The sequence below is a fragment of the Rhizobium sp. CNPSo 3670 genome, from assembly GCF_057784555.1.
The window spans coordinates 42,238-63,015 of the sequence record NZ_JBXSOL010000017.1 but is presented as its reverse complement, the minus strand read 5'-3'; the positions used below and the strand labels follow the sequence as shown (position 1 = coordinate 63,015).

Annotated in this window: 19 protein-coding genes and 1 pseudogene; 18 read left to right on the top strand and 2 right to left on the bottom strand. The window is 61.8% G+C overall.

The window, feature by feature from the left end:
* Positions 1–45: 45 nt before the first annotated feature.
* Positions 46–963: a response regulator transcription factor gene (locus AC13QO_RS18780; protein ID WP_097600672.1), complete on the bottom strand. Its 918-nt coding sequence runs from the start codon at positions 961–963 to the stop codon at positions 46–48.
* Entirely contained in the window at positions 956–4,339 is a 3,384-nt protein-coding gene (locus tag AC13QO_RS18775) for a hybrid sensor histidine kinase/response regulator (RefSeq protein ID WP_488541498.1), read from the bottom strand. The genes AC13QO_RS18780 and AC13QO_RS18775 overlap by 8 nt, the downstream gene beginning before the upstream one ends.
* A 178-nt stretch (positions 4,340–4,517) precedes the next feature.
* Here AC13QO_RS18775 and AC13QO_RS18770 point away from each other — a divergent pair.
* The 18 genes and pseudogenes from AC13QO_RS18770 to AC13QO_RS18685 all read left to right on the top strand — a co-directional run bounded on the left by AC13QO_RS18770 (position 4,518) and on the right by AC13QO_RS18685 (position 20,770).
* Positions 4,518–6,421 (top strand): annotated as a pseudogene (locus tag AC13QO_RS18770) (acid phosphatase).
* A 179-nt stretch (positions 6,422–6,600) separates the two neighbouring features.
* The gene (urtA, locus tag AC13QO_RS18765; protein ID WP_097600669.1) at positions 6,601–7,893 is read left to right on the top strand and encodes an urea ABC transporter substrate-binding protein; all 1,293 of its coding nucleotides are present in this window, start codon (positions 6,601–6,603) and stop codon (positions 7,891–7,893) included.
* Positions 7,894–8,004: 111 nt separating this feature from the next.
* Positions 8,005–9,630 (top strand): urea ABC transporter permease subunit UrtB, encoded by a 1,626-nt coding sequence (gene urtB, locus AC13QO_RS18760; RefSeq protein ID WP_488541497.1) that lies wholly within the window; start codon positions 8,005–8,007, stop codon positions 9,628–9,630.
* A complete protein-coding gene (gene urtC, locus AC13QO_RS18755) occupies positions 9,627–10,790 on the top strand; it encodes an urea ABC transporter permease subunit UrtC (protein WP_097600668.1) in 1,164 nt (387 codons plus the stop codon). Before urtB ends, urtC begins: the two co-directional genes overlap by 4 nt.
* A 6-nt stretch (positions 10,791–10,796) precedes the next feature.
* Entirely contained in the window at positions 10,797–11,552 is a 756-nt protein-coding gene (gene urtD / locus AC13QO_RS18750) for an urea ABC transporter ATP-binding protein UrtD (RefSeq protein ID WP_488541496.1), read from the top strand.
* A 76-nt stretch (positions 11,553–11,628) separates the two neighbouring features.
* The gene (locus tag AC13QO_RS18745) at positions 11,629–12,147 is read left to right on the top strand and encodes a hypothetical protein (RefSeq protein WP_097600667.1); all 519 of its coding nucleotides are present in this window, start codon (positions 11,629–11,631) and stop codon (positions 12,145–12,147) included.
* A gap of 18 nt (positions 12,148–12,165) precedes the next feature.
* Entirely contained in the window at positions 12,166–12,861 is a 696-nt protein-coding gene (gene urtE / locus AC13QO_RS18740) for an urea ABC transporter ATP-binding subunit UrtE (protein WP_097600743.1), read from the top strand.
* Between the two features lie 151 nt (positions 12,862–13,012).
* Positions 13,013–13,834: an urease accessory protein UreD gene (locus AC13QO_RS18735; RefSeq protein WP_285194285.1), complete on the top strand. Its 822-nt coding sequence runs from the start codon at positions 13,013–13,015 to the stop codon at positions 13,832–13,834.
* A gap of 28 nt (positions 13,835–13,862) precedes the next feature.
* Positions 13,863–14,165, top strand: a complete 303-nt coding sequence (locus AC13QO_RS18730) for an urease subunit gamma (RefSeq protein WP_064695492.1) — start codon at positions 13,863–13,865, stop codon at positions 14,163–14,165.
* 9 nt (positions 14,166–14,174) lie between these two features.
* Positions 14,175–14,426: a DUF1272 domain-containing protein gene (locus AC13QO_RS18725; protein WP_183699108.1), complete on the top strand. Its 252-nt coding sequence runs from the start codon at positions 14,175–14,177 to the stop codon at positions 14,424–14,426.
* A 10-nt stretch (positions 14,427–14,436) separates the two neighbouring features.
* A complete protein-coding gene (locus AC13QO_RS18720; protein WP_003542314.1) occupies positions 14,437–14,742 on the top strand; it encodes an urease subunit beta in 306 nt (101 codons plus the stop codon).
* A gap of 17 nt (positions 14,743–14,759) precedes the next feature.
* Positions 14,760–15,167, top strand: coding sequence for a lysozyme inhibitor LprI family protein (locus tag AC13QO_RS18715; protein WP_097600664.1), 408 nt, complete (start codon positions 14,760–14,762; stop codon positions 15,165–15,167).
* A gap of 1 nt (position 15,168) precedes the next feature.
* Positions 15,169–15,807 (top strand): Urease operon accessory protein, encoded by a 639-nt coding sequence (locus AC13QO_RS18710; protein ID WP_285194288.1) that lies wholly within the window; start codon positions 15,169–15,171, stop codon positions 15,805–15,807.
* A 3-nt stretch (positions 15,808–15,810) separates the two neighbouring features.
* Entirely contained in the window at positions 15,811–17,523 is a 1,713-nt protein-coding gene (gene ureC / locus AC13QO_RS18705; RefSeq protein ID WP_488541495.1) for an urease subunit alpha, read from the top strand.
* 12 nt (positions 17,524–17,535) lie between these two features.
* The gene (locus tag AC13QO_RS18700) at positions 17,536–18,207 is read left to right on the top strand and encodes a TIGR02117 family protein (RefSeq protein ID WP_488541494.1); all 672 of its coding nucleotides are present in this window, start codon (positions 17,536–17,538) and stop codon (positions 18,205–18,207) included.
* A gap of 330 nt (positions 18,208–18,537) precedes the next feature.
* Positions 18,538–19,401: a GGDEF domain-containing protein gene (locus AC13QO_RS18695; protein WP_488541493.1), complete on the top strand. Its 864-nt coding sequence runs from the start codon at positions 18,538–18,540 to the stop codon at positions 19,399–19,401.
* Positions 19,402–19,489: 88 nt separating this feature from the next.
* On the top strand, positions 19,490–20,092 hold the full coding sequence (gene ureE / locus AC13QO_RS18690; protein WP_488541492.1) for an urease accessory protein UreE: 603 nt from the start codon (positions 19,490–19,492) through the stop codon (positions 20,090–20,092).
* A 6-nt stretch (positions 20,093–20,098) separates the two neighbouring features.
* Positions 20,099–20,770 carry an urease accessory protein UreF gene (locus AC13QO_RS18685; RefSeq protein WP_488541491.1) on the top strand — a complete coding sequence of 224 codons (672 nt, stop codon included), beginning with the start codon at positions 20,099–20,101 and terminating at the stop codon, positions 20,768–20,770.
* Positions 20,771–20,778 lie beyond the last annotated feature (8 nt).

The following is a 20,778-nucleotide window of genomic DNA, read 5'->3' as shown; positions in this document are numbered from 1 at the left end:
GTGCGGTGGAGGAGGCGTGATCCACGGAACGCCTTCCGCTATCCATCACATCTCATGCAGCACATGAGTCGCCTTCACGGCGGCCGATGCGCGGTTCTCTACCCCGAGTTTCACGTAGATCTGTTCGAGGTGCTTATTCACGGTGCGCGCCGACAAACCCAGTATTTCGCCGATGTCACGGTTGGCCTTGCCCTTGGCGATCCAGAGCAGCACTTCGGATTCTCGTTGGGTGAGTGAAAAACGTTGGCGCAGCATCTCGTCATCGCTACGGTGGCTGGCGGCGGTGAGGCGGAAGAGATATTCATCCGGGCCGATCGCGCCAAGGAAGGCAAGCTGCAGCGCTGCCTGGCCGGCATGGGTGATTGAGATGATGCCGTCTCGTCCCGCGCCTGCGCGGTCGCGCATCCAGCCGGCAATATGACGGACGACGATCTCAATGCCGTCGTCACTGCCCATGGCGGCATTGACGAGCCGCGTTGCCTGCGGCGTCGACCAGTGGATCGCACCATCGCCCTTGACCGCCAGCAGGTGACGGCCGGCAGCGTCCAGCGCAACGCGGGCGCTCTGGGCCGAGCGGGCATTGCGCAGATGGACGCGGATGCGGGCGCGCAGTTCGTCGATGTTGATCGGTTTGGTGAGGTAATCGACGCCGCCGGATTCCAACGCGTGCACGACATGCTCGGTCTCCGTCAGGCCGGTCATGAAAATCACCGGCACCTGGCCGACGGCGGCATTTGCCTTCAGCCTGCGGCAGGTCTCAAAGCCATCCATCACAGGCATCACAGCGTCGAGCAGGATCAGATCAGGCGTGATGCGCTCGACGATGCCAAGCGCTGCCGTGCCCGAGGTGGCGATGAGAACGGAGAAGCCGGACTGTTCGAGCGCATCCGTCAGGAAACCGAGTGCCTCCGGCGAGTCGTCGACCAGCAAAACGATGTCGCGGGGGAGGGCCGGCTCAGCCAATGGATTCCACCTTTTCGTCGAAGTCGTGCAGGAAGGACATGAAGCCGGCCAGATCGAAGGCGGCCACATAGGGTCGAAGAGCCTCCGTGAATGGCCGATTTGCCTCTACCTTGGCAAGGTCCGAAAGCTTAGCTTCGATGCCCTTGATGTAACCGATCTCGCCGAGCCGTAGCAATTCCTGCACATGGGCTGCACCCGGGCCTAGCAGCTGCGCCTCGATCTTTGCAGGAGCGGCGGGCGCATCATCGGCATAGACCCAATTCAGGCCGAGATGCAGGGCAAGCTTGTCACGCAGTTGGCGAATGTCGATCGGTTTGCCGATAGCGTCATTGTGGCTGTCGTCGCTGTCGCTCAGAACCGTCGCATCGCCAATATTGGCCGAAAGCATCAGCATCGGTGCCGTCTGGCCGGCCTCACGCAGACGCGAGACGAGCTGCCAGCCGCTCATGCCGGGCATCAGTATATCCACGAGGAACAGATCGGGCTGGATGCCGTCGATCAGTGTCAGGCACTCGGCGCCGCCTGCCGCCGTCAGCACGATGAAATCGAGCGGCGCCAGGATTTCACGCATCATCTCGCGGTGATCCTCATTATCGTCGACGACGACGATGGTGCGGCGCGGACCGTCGTAACCGACGATGCGTTTTTCCTGCGGCGGCGCGGCGGCGCGCATGACGGCGGACAGCATGAGCCGCACACGGAATGTCGAACCTTCGTCCTTGACGCTGGATACCGCAATCTCGCCGCCGAGCGTGTTGGTCAGAAGCCGGGTGATGGTGAGGCCGAGGCCGAGGCCAGGCATCGGCCGCACGCTGTCTGCCTCGCCCCGCTGGAAAGGTTCGTAGATGCGTGTCAGGTCTTTTTCGGCAATGCCGCGGCCGGTATCGGTGACGGTGAAGGTCGCGACCTGGCTGCGATAGGCGACATCGAAGGCGACGCTGCCTTCGTCGGTGAACTTGATGGCATTGGAGAGCAGGTTGACGAGGATCTGGCGCAGGCGCTTTTCGTCGGTGCGGACGAATTGCGGCAAAACAGGCGAACGGTCATGTAGAAAGACAAGTCCCTTGGCCTGCGCCTGCGGGCGGAACAGCTCGACGATCTGGTCGAGGAAGTCATGGATATTGATCTCGTTGGAATAGACCTGCAGGCGGCCGGCCTCGATCTTCGAAATATCGAGCAGGCCATCGATCAGCCCCGAGAGATGTTCGGCGCTGCGGCGGATGAGCTTGATCGAGGATTGGCGCGGCGCCGGGATCGTTTCGTCGCGTTCGAGGATCTGGGCATAGCCGAGCACGGCGTTCAAAGGTGTGCGCAGCTCGTGGCTGAGGCCGACGACATAGCGGCTCTTGGCGCGGTTGGCGGCCTCGGCCGTCTCCTTGGCGTTCTGAAGGGCCGCATCGGTTTTCTTGTGGGCGGCGATTTCTTTGAGCAGCAGCGTGTTCTGGCGCGAGGATTCCTCCTCGGCGACGACGCGACTATCATGGGCGAGCACATAGAACCAGCAGACGACGCCTGATATCACAGAGAAGACGAAGAAGACGATCAGAATGGTGCGATTGACCACCTCTGCCGTCTCCGGCGAGGCGGAGGCGACCTGATGGGCGATCATCGCCAGGATCGCGCCGATGGCGGTCAGCGCCAGCGCCACGGCGATGCCGTAGCGGCCAAGGCGTGTCGTCAGCTTGCCCAGAACGCTCTCCGGCAGCAGCGTCCTCGCGACGGTTCCGACCTGTGCGTTGAAACGCGCGGCCGGCTTGCACATGTCGTGGCACCGGCTGTCGAGCGAACAGCAGAGCGAGCAGATAGGGGCTGCATAGGCCGGGCACCAGGCCATATCCTCCGGCTCGAAGGGATGCTCGCAGACAGAGCAGGTGATGCTGGTCAGATTCTTCCAGCTCTGGCGCGGCTTGCGGGCGAGATAGAACTTGCCCCTGGTCGCCCAGGCAATGGCAGGCGAGGCAGACAGCGCGATGACGAGGGTGATATAGGGAGCAAGCGACGCGGCCATCTCGCCGAAAGCGCCAAAGTGCGCGATCAGCGATATCGTCGCCGACAGCGTCATGGCGCCGAGGCCGACCGGGTTGATGTCGTAGAGATGGGCGCGCTTGAACTCGATGCCGGCAGGCGCGAGCCCCAGCGGCTTGTTGATGAAGAGATCGGCGGAGATCGTGCAGAGCCAGGCCATCGCGATGATCGAGAAGATGCCGAGCGTCTCCTCCAGCAGCCGGTAGATGCCGAGTTCCATCAACAGCAGGGCGATCGCAACATTGAAGACAAGCCAAATAACGCGGCCGGGATGGCTGTGGGTCAGCCGGGAGAAGAAATTCGACCAGGCGAGCGAGCCGGCATAGGCGTTCATCACGTTGATCTTGAGCTGCGAGACGACAACGAAGGCGGCCATAAGCAGCAGCGCAGCATTGTGCCAGGGAACCATGTAGCCGAAGGCGGTGAGGTACATCTGCGCGGGATCGGCGGCGCGGTCCAGGGGAACGCCGGAAGTGAAGGTGAGCACGACCAGGAAGGAGCCGGCAAGCAGCTTCGGCGCGCCGATGATAACCCAGCCGGGTCCGGCAAGGAAGACGGCTAGGCGATGGCGCCATTTGCGCTGTAGCGCCGGCGGCAGGAAGCGGAGGAAATCGGCCTGCTCGCCGATCTGCGACATCAGCGCCAGAATGACGGCGGAGGCGGCGCCGAACTCCATCAGATCGAAGTCGGCGATGGTACCGGGCGGGCCGGAAGCGTGGCGGATGCCTGAAAAGGCGCGCCAGAGATCGAATTTCTCCCAGTCCATGAAGGCGATGAAGATGAAGGGCAGGATGTTCAGCACGATCCAGAAGGGCTGGGTGATCAGCTGGAACTTGCTGATCAGCCGCACGCCGTGCGTCACTAGCGGGATCACCATGACGGCGCTGATGATGTAGCCGATCCAGAGCGGAATGCCGAGGGTGAGCTCCAGGGCCCCGGACATGATCGAGGCCTCTATCGCAAACAGCATGAAGGTGAAGCTCGCATAGATCAGCGAGGTGATGGTCGAGCCGATGTAGCCGAAGCCGGCGCCGCGCGTCAGAAGATCGATGTCGACGCCGTGGCGGATGGCGTAGCGGCTGATCGGCAGGCCGATTGCCAGCATGACGATCGAGGCGACGATGATGGCGTAGAAGGCGTTGGTGGTGCCGTAGGAGAGGGTGATCGCCCCGCCGATCGCTTCGAGCGCCAGGAAGGAGATCGCGCCGATTGCCGTCTGCGAGATGCGCTCAGACGAAAAATGGCGGGCGCTCTTTGCGGTGAAGCGCAGCGCATAGTCTTCAAGCGTCTGGTTGGCGACCCAGCGATTATATTCGCGTCTCACCGGAATGATGCGTTGGCGCGCTGTCATGCCCTCTTTCCGGCACTCTCGTTGGGCTCATCGTTTCCGCGGCAGTTTTGGCGGGATGGACGGGAAAGGCAAGGGGTGAGCACTGGCGGATTTGCAGAACAGTCATATTTTTGAAACGGCTCTGTCACATATCCGCTCTAACCCTGCCGCCACTCGTTAAACCATTTCGGGTATACTCATGTCTGTTTCAAAACTTTGCCGCCTGAGCACCGCTCTCGTCAGCCTTCTTTCGGTCGTGCCCTCGCTTGCCGCCGCAGAGCAAGCCACAAGTGCGAAAGCGCCCTATGCCGAGACCGGAAACACCAACAAGCGCGGTGACCCTTGCTTCTCGACGGCCGACACCAACGCCGCCGTCCATCTTCTCTCCGGCTTCCTCGAAGTCTGGACCCCGCGCACGCCTTTCGTCGATGCCGGTGTGGAAGCCGCAGCCAGGGACAATTGCCCTGCAGTCGCCAAGACAGATTGGGACGGCATTCCCTTCAGCAAGACCGACGGCCAGATCGTCAACAGGCCGATCCATGATGCTAATATCGGCTATGTCGTGAAGGCGACGCAGGCGCGAACGGCCGAGCAGGCGGTGGCCGCCTATCTTGACGATCGGCGCGGCAAGAATGCCAGCATCGTCGATGGTCTCGGTCCGCTGACGGATGCCTGGAAGGCCGGTTCCAAGCAGATCACCACGATCACTGAGGTGGCGGCCGACGCGACGACGGTCAAATATGACGACAAGGGCAACAATCGCGGCGCCGGCAGCAAAGCGGAACGGAAAACAAGACCGACGCCAACCCGGACATGGGCCTCGCCATCGACTTCATCAATGCCGCAAGCGGCGATGGCTCGACGGAGCCCGCCAAGCGCTATTTCAAATATGCCCGTCCCTATCGCTGGAGCCCGGACGTCTCGGTCGTCCCGACACTCGAGCCCGCCAAAAGCAGCAAGCCGGTCGAGGACGGTGGCTTCCCCAGCGGACATACGGCGGAAGCCTGGTGGGATGCGCTCGCCATGGCCTATTTGGTGCCGCAGCGATTCCAGGAAATGATCGCGCGCGCCAGCGAAATGGGTGAAGACCGCATCCTTGCAGGCATGCACTCTCCGCTCGACGTGATGGGCGGCCGCATGCTCGGCACGGCCACGGTCGTCTATAACCTGAACAAGTCCGACAATTCAGCGCTGAAGAGCGCTGCCTACGCCCAGGCGCAGTCATGGCTGATCGCCAAGTCGGGTGTTGCGGATGCGGGCGCGCTCGAAGTCGCCGCCCATGCGGCGCCGCTTTCGGCGGACCGTTTCGCCGATCACGAAGCCAATCGTGCCTATGTGCTGCAGCGCCTGAGCTATGGGCTGCCGACGATCCATGCGACCGATCAGCCGGCCCGCGTGCCGGAGGGCGCCGAAGCGCTTCTGCAAACCCGTCTGCCCTATCTTGATGGTGAACAGCGCCGCGAGGTGCTTGCTACAACGGAAATCGCCTCGGGCTATCCGCTGCTCGACGACGCGGAAGGCTACGGCCGCCTCAACCTGTTTGCCGCCGCCGACGGTTACGGCGCCTTCGAACAGGACGTGACCGTGACGATGGATGCGGCAAAGGGCGGCTTCAATGCGACCGATACCTGGCGCAACGACATCGGCGGCAAGGGCAGACTGGTGAAGCGCGGCAGCGGCATTCTCGGTCTTTCCGGCGCCAACAGCTATGCCGGCGGCACCGTCCTGGAAGAGGGCGTGCTGGTTGCCGGCTCTCCCTCGGCCCTCGGCGCCGGCGGGTTGATGGTCAATGGCGGTTCGCTCATCGTGGCCGCCGACAGGCCCTTAGCCGTGGGCGGCGACTATCAGCAGCTCGCCAGTGCGACGGCGAAGCCGACTCTCGGCGCGAATGGCGCCGGCACGCTGGTCGTTGCAGGCAAGGCGACGCTTGCCGGCGATCTTGACGTGGCGCTCGCCCATGGCTTTGCGCCGGCGCCGGGAACGAAGATCGAAATCCTGAAGGCTGCCGCCATTACCGGCACCTTCGGCAAGTTCACCATCTCCGGCCACGGGGCGACCCTGTCTTACGGCCCGAGCTCGGTCACCTTGACGATCGACGGCTAATATCGAACCGACCGGGCACCCCTGCGGCGGGGATGCCCTCCTCGTCATGACTGCGCATTCGACCCCCGCGCCTACGTCATTTTGCGTATGTGTTTTTGCGCTGCAGCACCCGATAGTCCTCTCGGCAACAGTTAACTCCGTTTCCGGCCTGTTGCGGAACAAGAGAGGGGATCAACCATATGAATCTCAAATCCACGATTACGGGTGCCGCGCTCGGCGCCATCATGACAGCTTCGGCTGCCTTCAGCAGCGCGATTGCCGCCGACGATACGATCAAGGTCGGCGTGCTGCATTCGCTCTCGGGCACGATGGCAATTTCCGAAACCACGCTGAAAGACGCCATGCTGATGCTCATCGACGAGCAGAACAAGAAGGGCGGCCTTCTCGGCAAGAAGCTCGAAGCTGTCGTCGTCGATCCGGCGTCCGATTGGCCGCTCTTTGCCGAAAAGGCGCGTGAGCTGATCGAAAAGGACAAGGTCGCCGCGGTCTTCGGCTGCTGGACGTCGTCCTCGCGCAAGTCCGTCCTGCCGGTTTTCGAAGAGCTGAACTCGCTGCTCTTCTACCCTGTGCAGTATGAAGGCGAGGAATCCTCGCGCAACATCTTCTATACCGGTGCGGCTCCGAACCAGCAGGCGATCCCGGCTGTCGACTATCTGATGAAGACCGAAGGCGTGAAGCGCTTCGTGCTCGAAGGCACCGACTATGTCTATCCGCGCACGACCAACAAGATCCTGGCAGCGTATCTCGAATCCAAGGGCATTCCGAAGGAAGACATTCTCGTCAACTACACGCCGTTCGGCTTCTCCGACTGGCAGACCGAGGTCGCCAAGATCAAGGAATTCGGCTCGGCCGGCAAGAAGACCGCCGTGGTCTCCACGATCAATGGCGATGCCAACGTGCCGTTCTACAAGGAGCTCGGCAACCAGGGCATCAAGGCGACCGACATTCCGGTTGTCGCCTTCTCGGTCGGCGAAGAAGAGCTTGCTGGCCTCGACACCAAGCCGCTCGTCGGCCATCTCGCTGCCTGGAACTACTTCGAGTCGGTGGAAAGCCCCGCCAACAAGAAGTTCATCAAGGAATGGCACGCCTTCACAAAGAACGACAAGCGTGTGACGAACGATCCGATGGAGGCCGCCTATATCGGCTTCAACGCCTGGGTGAAGGCCGTCGAGGCCGCCGGCACCACCAATACCGATGCCGTTCTCGATAACATCATCGGCGTGACTGTTCCGAACCTCTCCGGCGGCTATGCCACCGTCATGCCCAACCACCACATCACCAAGCCGGTGCTGATTGGTGAAATCCAGGCCAACGGCCAGTTCGAAATCGTCCAGCAAACGCCCGCTGTCGTCGGCGACGAATGGTCGGACTATCTGCCGGACTCCAAGGACCTGATCTCTGATTGGCGCAAGCCGTTGAACTGCGGCAACTTCAACGTTGCCACCGGCAAGTGCGGCGGCAAGGGCTCCTGAGGAGACCCATCCGCTGATAGCCTGAAGACTTCCGTCCGGAGCCGATCCGGGCGGAAGCTCCATCTTTACCGCTGCGCCGCAAGGCCGACGACACTAAAGGCGAGAGAGCCGATGTTTCGCGCCATCCAGATTCTCCTTCTGACATTTTGTCTGATGCTTTCGGGCCTGACGCTTTCTGGGACCGGCCTTCGCGCCGAGGACGACGTGCACGCTCTCGTCGATGCGCTCGGCGTCGGCGGCTTTCCCGAGCGCGACGCGGCCATCCGGGCGCTTGCCGCTTCCGCGGATACGCATGTCAGCCAAATCCTGCAGCAGCTGAGCGACGGCCAACTCTACGTCAATTCGGAGGGTGGTCCCGTGCTCGTGCAGGGCGGGACGGAGGACGAGCCCACCTATTCCGATCCGATCACCGGCGAGGCGGTTGCCGATGTCGATCCCGACTTGATGTCGAAGGTCAAGATCAACAATGCACTGCGCACCACGATCACAACGATGATGAGCCAGCTGACGCTTCTGAGCCCGGATCGCTCGGCGCGGCTCGCTGCGGCCGAGGGCATGCTTAGGGATGCCGATCCTGCCAATCTCGAACTCCTGAATTCGGCTCTTTCAGCCGAGAAGGATGGCGAGATCAAAAACACGATGGAAGCGGCGCGGGCCGTGATGGTGCTGAAGAGCGATGCCGGTCTCGAGGAGAAGCGGGCTGCCATCGATATGATCGCCGCCCGCGGCGGCCGCGATGCGCTGACGATCCTGACGACGGCGATGGCGAATGCGCCCGACGATCTGAAGCCCGCGATCCAGACGGAGATCAATTCGATCAACCGTGACCTGGCGCTCTGGGACGTCGTCCAGAACGTCTGGTACGGCCTGTCGCTCGGCTCGGTGCTGCTCTTGGCCGCTATCGGCCTTGCCATCACCTTCGGCGTCATGGGCGTCATCAACATGGCGCATGGCGAGATGGTGATGATCGGCGCCTATACGACCTATGTCGTGCAGGAAACGATCGCCTCGGCCTTCCCCTCGCTTGCCGATTATTCACTGGCCTTCGCGGTGCCGGCTGCCTTCCTCTTCACCGGTCTGGTCGGTCTCGTCATCGAACGTTCGGTGATCCGCTATCTCTACGGCCGTCCGCTGGAGACCCTGCTTGCCACCTGGGGCGTGTCGCTGATCCTGCAGCAGGCGATCCGCAGCTATTTCGGACCGACCAACCGCGAGGTCCGCAATCCGAGCTGGATGTCCGGTGCCTTCGATTTCGGCGGGCTGGTCATCACCTGGAACCGGCTCTGGATCATCGCCTTCTCTGTGGTGGTATTCCTGACGCTCCTGATGCTGCTCAAGCGCTCCGCCTTCGGGCTGCAGATGCGGGCGGTGACACAGAACCGGCGCATGGCTTCCTCCATGGGCATCCGCACCGGCTGGGTCGACGCCTTCACATTCGCGCTCGGCTCCGGCATCGCCGGCATGGCCGGTGTGGCGCTCTCGCAGATCGATAACGTCTCGCCGAACCTCGGCCAGAACTACATCATCGACAGCTTCATGGTCGTCGTATTCGGCGGGGTCGGCAATCTCTGGGGCACGCTGGTCGGCGCCCTGTCGCTCGGCGTCGTCAACAAGTTCCTTGAGCCCTTCGCCGGCGCCGTGCTCGGTAAAATCCTGGTGCTCGTCCTCATCATTCTGTTCATCCAGAAGCGTCCGCGCGGGCTCTTCGCACTCAAAGGAAGGGCGGTGGAAGCATGATAACGGCCTTCCTTCTCCGATCGCTCGATCGCAGGATCTCAATCGCCGTCGCCCTGCTGCTGGCGGTCGCCATTCTCGTGCCGGTGCTGAACCTCGCCACCGGGCCTACCCATCCGCTTCACGTCCCGACCTACATCATGGCGCTGTTTGGCAAGTATCTGACCTATGCGCTGCTGGCGCTGGCGCTCGATCTCGTCTGGGGCTTCTGCGGCATCCTTTCGCTCGGCCACGGCGCCTTCTTCGCGCTCGGCGGTTATGCGATGGGCATGTATCTGATGCGCCAGATCGGCTCGCGCGGCGTCTACGGCGATCCGATCCTTCCCGACTTCATGGTGTTCCTGAACTGGAAGGAGCTGCCCTGGTTCTGGTACGGCTTCGACCAGTTCTGGTTCGCGGCGCTGATGGTGCTCCTCGTGCCTGGTTTGCTCGCCTTCGTCTTCGGCTGGTTCGCCTTCCGCTCGCGCGTCAACGGCGTCTACCTCTCGATCATCACCCAGGCGATGACTTATGCGCTGCTGCTTGCCTTCTTCCGCAACGACATGGGTTTCGGCGGCAATAACGGCATGACCGATTTCAAGGACATCCTCGGCTTCAACATCCAGGCAGACGGCACGCGCGCCAGCCTCTTCGCCGCGACCGCGATCTTTCTGGCGCTATCGCTGACGATCGCCTCGGCAATCGTGCGCTCAAAGTTCGGCAAGGTGCTCGTCGGCGTACGCGACGCCGAAAGCCGCACACGCTTCCTCGGCTACCGCGTCGAGCATTTCAAGCTCTTCACCTTCGTCGTCTCGGCGATGATGGCGGGCATTGCCGGCGCGCTCTACGTGCCGCAGGTCGGCATCATCAATCCCGGCGAATTCGCGCCCGCAAACTCCATCGAAGTCGTCATCTGGACGGCGGTCGGCGGGCGGGGAACGCTAATCGGGCCGATCATCGGGGCGATCCTCGTCAATGGCGGCAAGACGATTTTCACCGGTCTCTTCCCCGAGTTCTGGCTGTTTGCGCTCGGCGGTCTCTTCGTCGCCGTTACGCTGTTCCTGCCGAAGGGCGTCGTCGGCACCATCGCGCACCAACTCGGCAAACGGAAGGCCGTCACCGACGCTGTACCCCCGGCGGCAGAGGAAGATGACATCGAAGCGAAAATCCAGGCAGCGGAGTGAGCGCCCATGATTCCCGACGTCAAACCCAACAGCGTGCTCTATCTCAGCGGCGTCTCCGTTTCCTTCGACGGCTTCAAGGCGCTGAATTCGCTCTCGATCGTCATCGAGCCCGGCGAGCTTCGCGCCATTATTGGCCCGAACGGCGCCGGCAAGACGACGATGATGGATATCATCACCGGCAAGACCAGGCCTGATGAGGGCGAGGTTTTCTTCAACGGGACCGTCGACCTCACCAAGAAGGATGAGGCCGACATCGCTCAGCTCGGCATCGGCCGCAAGTTCCAGAAGCCGACGGTCTTCGAAAGCCATACGGTCTGGGACAATCTGGAACTGGCGCTGAACCGCCGCCGCTCCGTCTTCTCGACGCTGTTCTATCGACTTTCGAGCGAAGACAGGACGCGCATCGATGAGATTCTCGAAACCGTGCGGCTGACCCACCGCCGCGACGAATTGGCTGCCAATCTATCGCACGGGCAGAAGCAATGGCTGGAGATCGGCATGTTGCTTGCCCAGGAGCCGAAGCTGCTGCTCGTCGACGAGCCGGTCGCCGGCATGACGGATGCGGAGACAGCGGAAACGGCGATTCTGCTCAAGAATATCGCCAAGACCCGGTCGGTCCTCGTCGTTGAGCACGACATGGGCTTCATCCGCGACCTCGGCGTCAAGGTGACCTGCCTTGCGGAAGGATCGGTGCTGGCGGAGGGATCGATCGATTTCGTCAGTTCGGATCCGAAGGTGATCGAGAATTATCTAGGAAGGTGAGGAATGCAACTTCCAGGCTTGAACCTGACAATGGAAGACGCTCTAAAACGAGCGGGGTTTACTGTGGGGTTTCATCATGGCTTTTCTCGGTATTCTGGTCGCGGCGCTCAGCGGCGCCGTCATCTGGTATTGGCGTTTTAAAATGGTGCGCGAGGCGGGAAACGAGATCATCGATTCCGTCGAGCGCATGCGGGGCGCTTATAAGCGCAGGAAGTTTCGCAAGCAGGCCGAGGTAGCGCCGCTGGCCTCGATTGCCGATCCGGCGATTGCGGCGGTGGCCTTTTTCTTCTGCCTTGCCAAGGAGAAGCCGATGTATGTCGACGCGGCCAAGGATGTTATCCGCAGCCGCATGAAAGGCATCATCCGGCCGGGCGACCTGGAAGAGGTGTTGGTTTTCGGCGAGTGGGCTTCCAAGAACGTCACCAGTCCGGAAGATCCGATCCGCCGGTTCCGGGATCTCTGGTTAAAGGCGCTCGACATGCAGGAGCGCCAGCAATTGATCGGCATTGCCGAGGACGTGGCCGAGACCGGCGGCGAGAGAACGAAAGAACAGGACTACGCCCTGCAGACGCTGAGGCGCAGTCTGATGAACTGATGGGGAATGGGTGAACGGATGCTGACAGTCGAGAACGCAAATCTGCATTATGGCGCGGCGCAGGCGCTGCGCGGCATCTCCATCAAGGCGGAGATGGGCAAGATCACCTGCGTGCTGGGGCGCAACGGCGTCGGCAAGAGTTCGCTGCTGCGCGCCGTCACCGGCCAGCATCCGCTGTCGGCCGGCACCGTCACCTTCAACGATACAAAACTGAACGGCCTGCCGCCCTTTGCCCGCGCCAAGCAGGGCATCGGCTATGTGCCGCAGGGGCGTGAAATTTTTCCGCTGCTTACCGTCAAGGAAAATCTCGAAACCGGCTTCGCTCCGCTTGGCCGCCGCGACCGCAACATTCCCGACGATATCTTCAGTCTCTTCCCGGTGCTGAAATCGATGTTGTCACGGCGCGGCGGCGATCTTTCCGGCGGGCAGCAGCAGCAGCTGGCAATCGGGCGCGCCATGGTGACGCGGCCGAAAATTCTCGTGCTCGACGAGCCGACCGAGGGCATTCAGCCGTCGATCATCAAAGATATCGGCCGGGCGATCCGCTATCTCCGCGATTCCACAGGCATGGCGATCCTGCTTGTCGAGCAATATCTGGATTTCTGCCGGGAGCTTGCCGACTATGTCTACATCATGGACCGCGGCGAGATCGTGCATGAAGGGCTTGCCGAAACGCTGGATACGCAGGAGGCTCGCCGCCATCTGACCGTCTGACCGGCAAATGCCGCAATTTGCGGCAGAGAGAACGACGGCTCGTTGATCTCTTCTGCGCGAACCGCAGCCCTTGTCGGGCGGCATGGGAATTGCTTGCATTCCGTCATTCGCGCGCGTGAATGGAAAGCGGTGGCGCTATTGAAAGGACGACATGACGAGTGCGGCAGTGAGTACCAGACCGCAAAGAGCGGAGGGACGGGGGCATCTGGCGGCAAGGCTGCTCGATGGGCGCACTCGTATTCGCGAGCTCTATCAGGAGGGCGCTGCGAAGATCCGCTTGCCTGATACTTTCGACGCCTCGATGGAAGCCGTCATCATCAACACCGCGGGCGGGCTGACCGGCGGCGATCGGCTGGACTGGAGCGTTGTTGCCGGTGCCGGCACGAAGATCGACGTTACCACCCAGGCCTGCGAAAAGATCTACAAGGCCTCGGCCGGCGCCGCCGAGGTGACGACCCGCATCGAAGTCGGCGTTGGAGCGCGCGTCGACTGGCTTCCGCAGGAAACGATCCTCTTCGACAGGGCAGCGCTTTTCCGCCGCCTGGACGTCGATCTCGACGAAAGCGCCGAATTCCTGGCCGTCGAAGCGGTGCTGCTCGGCCGCAAGGCAATGGGCGAGGCGGTGGAGACTGGGCTCTTTCGTGACCGCTGGCGTATCCGCCGCTCGGGCCGGCTGATCCATGCCGAGGAGCTTAGACTTTCCGAGGGTATCGCGGCATTGACCGCGCGTCAGGCCGTGCTCGGCGGGCAGGTGGCCTTTGCGACGCTGCTTTATGCCGGTCCGCTGGCTGAAGCCTATCTCGGCAAGGTGCGGCCGCTCGTCGAAGGGATCATGGGCGGCGCGAGCGCCTGGAGCGACAAGCTCGTCGTTCGCCTTGCCGCAGCCGACGGTTTTACGCTGAGAAAAATCCTTATCCCGGTCATTTCCGTCTTGCGCAACGGTGCGCCTGTGCCGAAAGTCTGGAATCTATGAAGCGAAGCATGAGGCAGATGGGCAAGCAATGAACCTCACTCCGAGAGAAAAAGACAAGCTGCTGATTTCGATGGCGGCGATGGTGGCACGGCGGCGGCTGGAGCGCGGCGTCAAGCTGAACTATCCCGAAGCGATTGCGCTGATCAGCGACTTCGTCGTCGAAGGCGCCCGCGACGGCCGTCCCGTCGCCGAGCTGATGGAAGCCGGCGCCCATGTGATCGGCCGTGATCAGGTGATGGAGGGCGTTGCCGAGATGATCCACGACGTGCAGGTGGAAGCAACGTTTCCCGACGGAACCAAGCTCGTCACCGTACATGAACCGATTCGGTAGGGAGAGAAAATGCTGGAACTGAGACCCAATTGCGAATGCTGCGACAAGGATCTGCCGCCGGAGAGCGCTGAGGCGCGGATCTGCACCTACGAATGCACCTTCTGCGCCGATTGCGTGGACGGCGTGCTGAAGGGCACTTGCCCCAATTGCGGCGGCAATCTCGTCGCCAGGCCCATCCGGCCGGCCGCCATGCTCGCCAAACATCCGGCGTCGACGAAACGCGTGCTGAAGGCCGAGGGCTGTGCGCCCAGAGCGGCTTAAGGAGAATGAGATGATTCCGGGCGAGATCATTGCCGCAAGCGGCGACATCGAACTCAATGCCGGCGCGCCGACTGTAACGCTGGAAGTTTCTAATACAGGCGACCGGCCGGTGCAGGTCGGCAGCCACTATCATTTTGCCGAGACCAATGCCGGGCTTTCCTTCGACCGCGCGGCGGCGCACGGGAAACGTCTTGATATTCCGGCCGGGACGGCCGTGCGCTTCGAGCCGGGGCAGACGCGTTCGGTGACGCTGATCCCGCTTTCCGGCAAGCGCGAGGTTTACGGCTTCCGCCAGCTCGTGATGGGCAAGCTTTAGAAGAACGGGAGAGGTGATTGCGTCTGAATATCTGCCTCATCGGGGCGGCGATGCTGTTTGTGGCCGGCCGTGTGTCCGCGCAGGATGTCGATTGCAAGAATCCGCAGACGCAATCGGACATGACCTCCTGCGAAGAGGCGCGCCATGAGGCTGCCGACAAGGCGCTGAACGAACAATATAAGAAGACACGCGCCGCCATGGCGGCGATCGACAAGGATCTCGACGGCGACATGAAGGGCGCGGAAAGGGCGCTGGTCAAGGCGCAGCGCGCCTGGATCGACTATCGCGACGCAGAATGCGATGCCTTCGGCTTTCAGGCCCGCGGCGGCACGATGGAGCCGATGCTGGTTGCCGGATGTCTGGCCGAAGAGACGGATAAACGCACGAAAGAGCTGAAACAGCTCGAAGACACGATGAGCAACTAGGGTGATCAAAAAGATCGTAATCGTCGGCAATGGCGAGATTGGAGAAGGAGAGGCAGGCATCATCGATGCCGCCGATTTCGTCATCCGCTTCAACGATTGCCGTTCCTACGGCACTGGCGGCAGCCGCACGGATGCCGTCGCGGTCTGCAATACCGGCCGGCCGGCAAAGGCAATGCTCGGCTCACCCGAGTGGCGCGCCCATCCCGGTGTTGTTTCGGCGCGCGAAATCTGGAGCGTGCGCGACCCGGAAAAATTTGCCGCGATGCGGGCGCCGCTTGCCGTCTCGCATCCTGATCTCGATGATTTCTGCGACGACTATACGGATGCGTTCGCTGCCTTCTGCGCTGAAACCGGCAAGGCGCATATCGTCATCGGCAAGACGGTCCACGAGGCCGTCGACGCCTCGCTTTCGGCCTTTGAGCCGGCGCCCTATGTGGTGCCGAGCAGCGGCATGATCGTCACCGCCGAGGTGCTGGACAAATATGCCGAGGCCGAGGTGATGCTGGCTGGCTTCGGTCACGTCGGCTGGGAATGGCACCCGTTTGCGGCCGAACGGCAGCTTGTCGATACTTATGTAGCCGCTGGCCGCCTCACACGACTCGGCGAAAAAACACTTGTCTCTTCCTTCCACGGAGCCTGATGAATGCCCTACAAGATCTCCCGCGCCGCCTATGCCGGCATGTTCGGACCGACCACCGGAGACAAGGTGCGCCTTGCCGATACGGAGCTCTTCATCGAGATCGAGAAGGATTTCACCATTTATGGCGAGGAGGTGAAGTTCGGCGGCGGCAAGGTGATCCGCGACGGCATGGGCCAGAGCCAGGTGACGCGGGCCGACGGTGCGGTCGATACCGTCATCACCAACGCCGTGATCGTCGATCACTCCGGCATCTACAAGGCCGATATCGGGCTCAAGGACGGGCGCATCGTTGCCATCGGCAAGGCCGGCAATCCCGATATGCAGCCTGGCGTCAACATCATCGTCGGCCCGGGCACGGAGGCGATTGCCGCCGAAGGCAAGATCGTCACCGCAGGCGGCATGGACAGCCATATCCATTTCATCGCGCCGCAGCAGATCGAGGAAGCGCTGATGTCGGGCATGACCTGCATGCTCGGCGGCGGCACGGGGCCGGCGCATGGCACGCTCGCCACCACCTGCACGCCCGGTCCCTGGCATCTCGCGCGCATGATCGAAGCGGCCGATGCTTTCCCGATGAACCTCGCCTTTGCCGGCAAGGGCAATGCCTCGCTGCCGGGGGCGCTGACCGAAATGGTGCTGGCCGGCGCCACTTCGCTGAAACTGCACGAGGACTGGGGCACGACGCCTGGTGCCATCGACTGCTGCCTGTCGGTCGCCGACGAATACGACGTGCAGGTGATGATCCACACCGATACGCTGAACGAAAGCGGCTTCGTCGAGGATACGATCGGCGCCATCAAAGGCCGCACCATCCACGCCTTCCACACGGAAGGGGCGGGCGGCGGGCACGCGCCCGACATCATCAAGATCTGCGGCCAGCCGAACGTCATCCCGTCTTCCACCAATCCGACGCGGCCCTATACGGTCAACACCATCGCCGAGCATCTCGACATGCTGATGGTCTGCCATCACCTGTCGCCGTCGATCCCCGAGGATATCGCCTTTGCCGAAAGCCGTATCCGCAAGGAGACGATCGCGGCCGAAGACATCCTGCACGATATCGGTGCCTTCTCGATCATTTCGTCCGACAGCCAGGCCATGGGCCGCGTCGGCGAAGTGGCGATCCGCACCTGGCAGACGGCCGATAAGATGAAGCGCCAGCGCGGCCGACTGAAGGAGGAAAAGGGCGACAACGACAATTTCCGCGTCCGCCGCTATATCGCCAAATATACGATCAACCCGGCGATCGCCCACGGTCTCAGCCATGAGATCGGCTCGGTCGAGATCGGTAAGCGCGCCGACCTCGTGCTCTGGAACCCAGCCTTCTTCGGCGTGAAACCCGACATGGTGCTGCTCGGCGGCTCGATTGCCGCCGCCCCTATGGGCGATCCGAATGCCTCGATCCCGACGCCGCAGCCGGTGCACTATCGGCCGATGTTCGCCTCCTATGGCCGCAGCCTCACCAATTCCTCCGTCACCTTCGTCAGCCAGGCGTCGCTCGATGCCGGGCTGAAGGGCAGGCTCGGGGTCGCGAAGGAACTCGTGGCGGTAAAGAATACGCGCGGCGGCATCTCCAAGGCGTCGATGATCCACAATGACCTGACACCGGAGATCGAAGTCGATCCGGAGACCTATGAAGTCAGGGCGAACGGCGAACTGCTGACCTGCGAGCCCGCGACGGTGCTGCCGATGGCGCAGCGCTATTTCCTGTTCTAGGCCAGTCATTCCGTGCTGAGGGGGATGCGCTGGCTGTTGCGGATCGTGCTCCTGCTCGCAACTCTGGCAGCGGGCGGAACCTTCATTCCCCGGCCGCTGATAGCCCCGGTCAAGGCGTCGTCGGCGGAGGCAATCCACCGCATTCTCCTCCTATCGGGATCGATTCATACCGATATTGCCATTCCGCTCGATGAGGAGACGCGGGCGGCATTTTCCTTCCTCGACGAGCCGGATTTTCCGCTCGGTCATCCGAATGCGGAATGGCTCGTGATCGGCTGGGGCGGCCGCGCCTTCTATCTCGAAACACCGACCTGGGCTGAGCTGAAGCCGCTGCCGGTGCTCCGGGCGCTGACGATAGATCGTTCGGTGCTGCATGTGGATCTCGCTGGCCATATTGCCGAGCCGCAGTCTGATGTTACGGCCTTCGATATTGGTGATGATGAATTGGCGCGGCTGCGCCAATTCATCGCGGGCAGCTTCGTCCGCAACGCGGGCGCGATCGCGCCGATCCCGGATGCGGGTTACGGGGAGATCGATCGGTTTTTCGAAGCCAAGGGATACTTCAATGCCCTCTTCGGCTGCAACACCTGGACTGCCGCTGCACTCCGCTCGGCGGGGCTTCGGACTGGCCTATGGAACCCGCTTCCACAATCATTGCGATTGTCTGTTGGTGTCTACAATTGACGCACTCGCCGGCCGGTGCGCTCTTAAACGAAATTGTGAATGGATTTCTCCGTTCGGTTGTAAAAATCACTTGGAAACGGCAGTTTTTCTTCAGCTAGACCATTCTGAGACAGCTCGGTGCAAGATCGTGGCAAAGCTATTATAAATCAGTACATTAGCTGCTTGTGTACGTTGTTCGATTCAGGGATTGAAGGCTTGCAGCCCCTGCTAGAAAAAATCTTACCACCGAATCGTCTGAAATCGTTCGAATTTTAGCGAGTCGATTAAGACACCCGCAGCAATTGGGCTCTTATCAATGCCTTGAAACGCCGGGCAGGAAGGTCGATTCTCATGAGAAACTGGATGTCGCTGCAGGCCGATTTTGGCCATTTTCTATATCGCAGGCAGGTCTATGTCTTTGCGTTGAAGATGAGCTTTCTTGCCGTCATTTTCTCCGGCGTTATCATTGCGCTGACGATACCGCCACTCGGTTTTCTCGGGCTGTTGCCGGTGACCCTTTCGCACGCGATCGGCTTCGGCGCCATTTTTTCCTGGCTTGTCGGCGGCACGGTTTCCGGCATGATGTCGCTGGCGGCGGGTTTTGCAATGCATGAACTGACGCTCTCGCGGGCGGAGTTCGAAAAGCTCAGCCGCACGGATACCCTCTCCGGCCTGTTGAACCGGCGCGCCTTCACCGAGGCGCTGGATCGGATCGAAGGCGACGCCTCGCTCGTCATTTTCGACGTCGACCGTTTCAAGGCGATCAACGATCGTTTCGGCCATGCCTGCGGTGATGCGGTTATCGCGGCGGTCTCGGCGGTGCTGCTTTCCGCCTTCGACGAATCGTCCGTCGTCGCGCGCCTCGGCGGTGAGGAGTTCGGCGTCATCGTCTCCGGCGAACCGCTGGAGAAACGGTTGGAGCGGATCCAGATCGTGCAGGCCGATATCGCCAACAGACCGCTCGTGGCAGATGGGAACCATATTGACATCACCATTTCCGGCGGCGTGGCCGATCTCATTCCTGGGCGCAGCAAGCAGCAGGTCTACGCCTCGGCCGATCGGGCGCTTTATCTCGCCAAGGCGCTCGGACGCAATCGCGTCGTGCACGAGCGGGAGGGACTGCATCATGCCTGGCACGGGCTCGCCGAAACTAGTGCCAATACTGAGGGCAGGGGGCTGGGGAGCGACAACATGATGCAGGCCTACGGAATATAAAAGCCGGCCTCCCAAATGAAAGATCATTGGTGCTTGCATCGGGAAGGGCTATTTTGCATGGTCGTCGTCTCATCAAAACGGACATATCATGCAGCGCGTCACCTCCTATCTTCCCGCCGGAACCTCTTCCTCCCATCCGACCGCCCAGGTCAAGCTGCCGCATGATCTGCGGCATTTGCGCCGCAAGCTCCTGCATCTGGAGAATGGCGAGATGGTCATGCTCGACCTCAAGGATCCGGTGCTCTTCGCCAATGGCGACCTGCTTGTGCGCGAAGACGGCGAACTGATCGAGATCCTTGCCGCCGACGAGAAGCTCTTCGAGATTCGCGGACGCGACCGCACGCATCTGGTCGAGCTTGCCTGGCATCTCGGCAACCGTCATCTCGCCGCCCAGATCGAGGAAGACCGCATCGTCATCCTGCGCGATCATGTCATCCGAACCATGCTGCAGGGGCTCGGCGCCACCGTGCTCGATATCGAAGAGCCCTTCCAGCCTACGCGCGGGGCCTATCATTCACATGGCGGACATTCGCATGACCAGGCGCATGCGCATCATGACCACGGGCACAATCACAACGCTGGTCATGACCATGATCACGCGCATGGCTATGACCACAAACATGATCACACCTGCGACCATGATCACCACCATGGTCATGGGCACGGGCATCACGGCCACAAACACGATTGAGGCTCGATGAGCGAAGATCGTGAATTGCAGGCATTGTTGCGCCTGATGGCATGGTTTTCACCGGCCTTTCCGATCGGCAGTTTCGCCTATTCAGGCGGGTTGGAGCGGGCGGTAGCCGATGGGCTCGTGACCGACGCGGCCTCGCTTGCGGACTGGATCGGCACGCTGATCGGCCATGGCTCGGTCTGGAACGATGCGGTGCTTCTGGCGGAGAGCCACAGGCGCCAGGCCGAGGCTCCGGGCCTTGCCGAAATCGCTGCGCTTGCCGAAGCGCTTGCCGGATCGCGTGAGCGCCATAAGGAAACGATGCTGCTCGGCGAGGCGTTCCTCTTGGCGGCGCGAGCCTGGCCGGACGAGGTTTTCGAAAGACTGCCTGGCAAGACCGCCTATCCCATTGCGGTCGGAGCGGTTGCGGGCGCCCATGCTATAAGGCCTGAGAAGGTGCTCGCGGTCTTCCTTCATGCCTATACCTCGCAGGCGGTATCATCAGGCATCCGTCTCGGCGTTGCCGGGCAGAAGGATGGTGTTGCTATGCTTGCCGGGCTTGAAGAGCATATTGCGGGAATCGCGCGGCGGGCGGCAGCCTCAACCCTCGACGATCTCGGTTCGGCGACGGTGCAGGCCGATATCGCCAGCCTGCGCCACGAAACCCAGACGATCAGGCTTTTCCGCTCGTAACTACCAAA

Excerpts from the sequence above, each read along its gene's own strand:
- AC13QO_RS18775 (WP_488541498.1), bottom strand. The coding sequence starts at position 4,339 with ATGACAGCGCGCCAACGCATCATTCCGGTGAGACGCGAATATAATCGC.
- urtA (WP_097600669.1), top strand. The coding sequence starts at position 6,601 with ATGAATCTCAAATCCACGATTACGGGTGCCGCGCTCGGCGCCATCATG.
- urtB (WP_488541497.1), top strand. The coding sequence starts at position 8,005 with ATGTTTCGCGCCATCCAGATTCTCCTTCTGACATTTTGTCTGATGCTT.
- urtC (WP_097600668.1), top strand. The coding sequence starts at position 9,627 with ATGATAACGGCCTTCCTTCTCCGATCGCTCGATCGCAGGATCTCAATC.
- urtD (WP_488541496.1), top strand. The coding sequence starts at position 10,797 with ATGATTCCCGACGTCAAACCCAACAGCGTGCTCTATCTCAGCGGCGTC.
- AC13QO_RS18745 (WP_097600667.1), top strand. The coding sequence starts at position 11,629 with ATGGCTTTTCTCGGTATTCTGGTCGCGGCGCTCAGCGGCGCCGTCATC.
- urtE (WP_097600743.1), top strand. The coding sequence starts at position 12,166 with ATGCTGACAGTCGAGAACGCAAATCTGCATTATGGCGCGGCGCAGGCG.
- AC13QO_RS18735 (WP_285194285.1), top strand. The coding sequence starts at position 13,013 with ATGACGAGTGCGGCAGTGAGTACCAGACCGCAAAGAGCGGAGGGACGG.
- AC13QO_RS18730 (WP_064695492.1), top strand. The coding sequence starts at position 13,863 with ATGAACCTCACTCCGAGAGAAAAAGACAAGCTGCTGATTTCGATGGCG.
- AC13QO_RS18725 (WP_183699108.1), top strand. The coding sequence starts at position 14,175 with ATGCTGGAACTGAGACCCAATTGCGAATGCTGCGACAAGGATCTGCCG.
- AC13QO_RS18720 (WP_003542314.1), top strand. The coding sequence starts at position 14,437 with ATGATTCCGGGCGAGATCATTGCCGCAAGCGGCGACATCGAACTCAAT.
- ureC (WP_488541495.1), top strand. The coding sequence starts at position 15,811 with ATGCCCTACAAGATCTCCCGCGCCGCCTATGCCGGCATGTTCGGACCG.
- AC13QO_RS18695 (WP_488541493.1), top strand. The coding sequence starts at position 18,538 with ATGAGAAACTGGATGTCGCTGCAGGCCGATTTTGGCCATTTTCTATAT.
- ureE (WP_488541492.1), top strand. The coding sequence starts at position 19,490 with ATGCAGCGCGTCACCTCCTATCTTCCCGCCGGAACCTCTTCCTCCCAT.
- AC13QO_RS18685 (WP_488541491.1), top strand. The coding sequence starts at position 20,099 with ATGAGCGAAGATCGTGAATTGCAGGCATTGTTGCGCCTGATGGCATGG.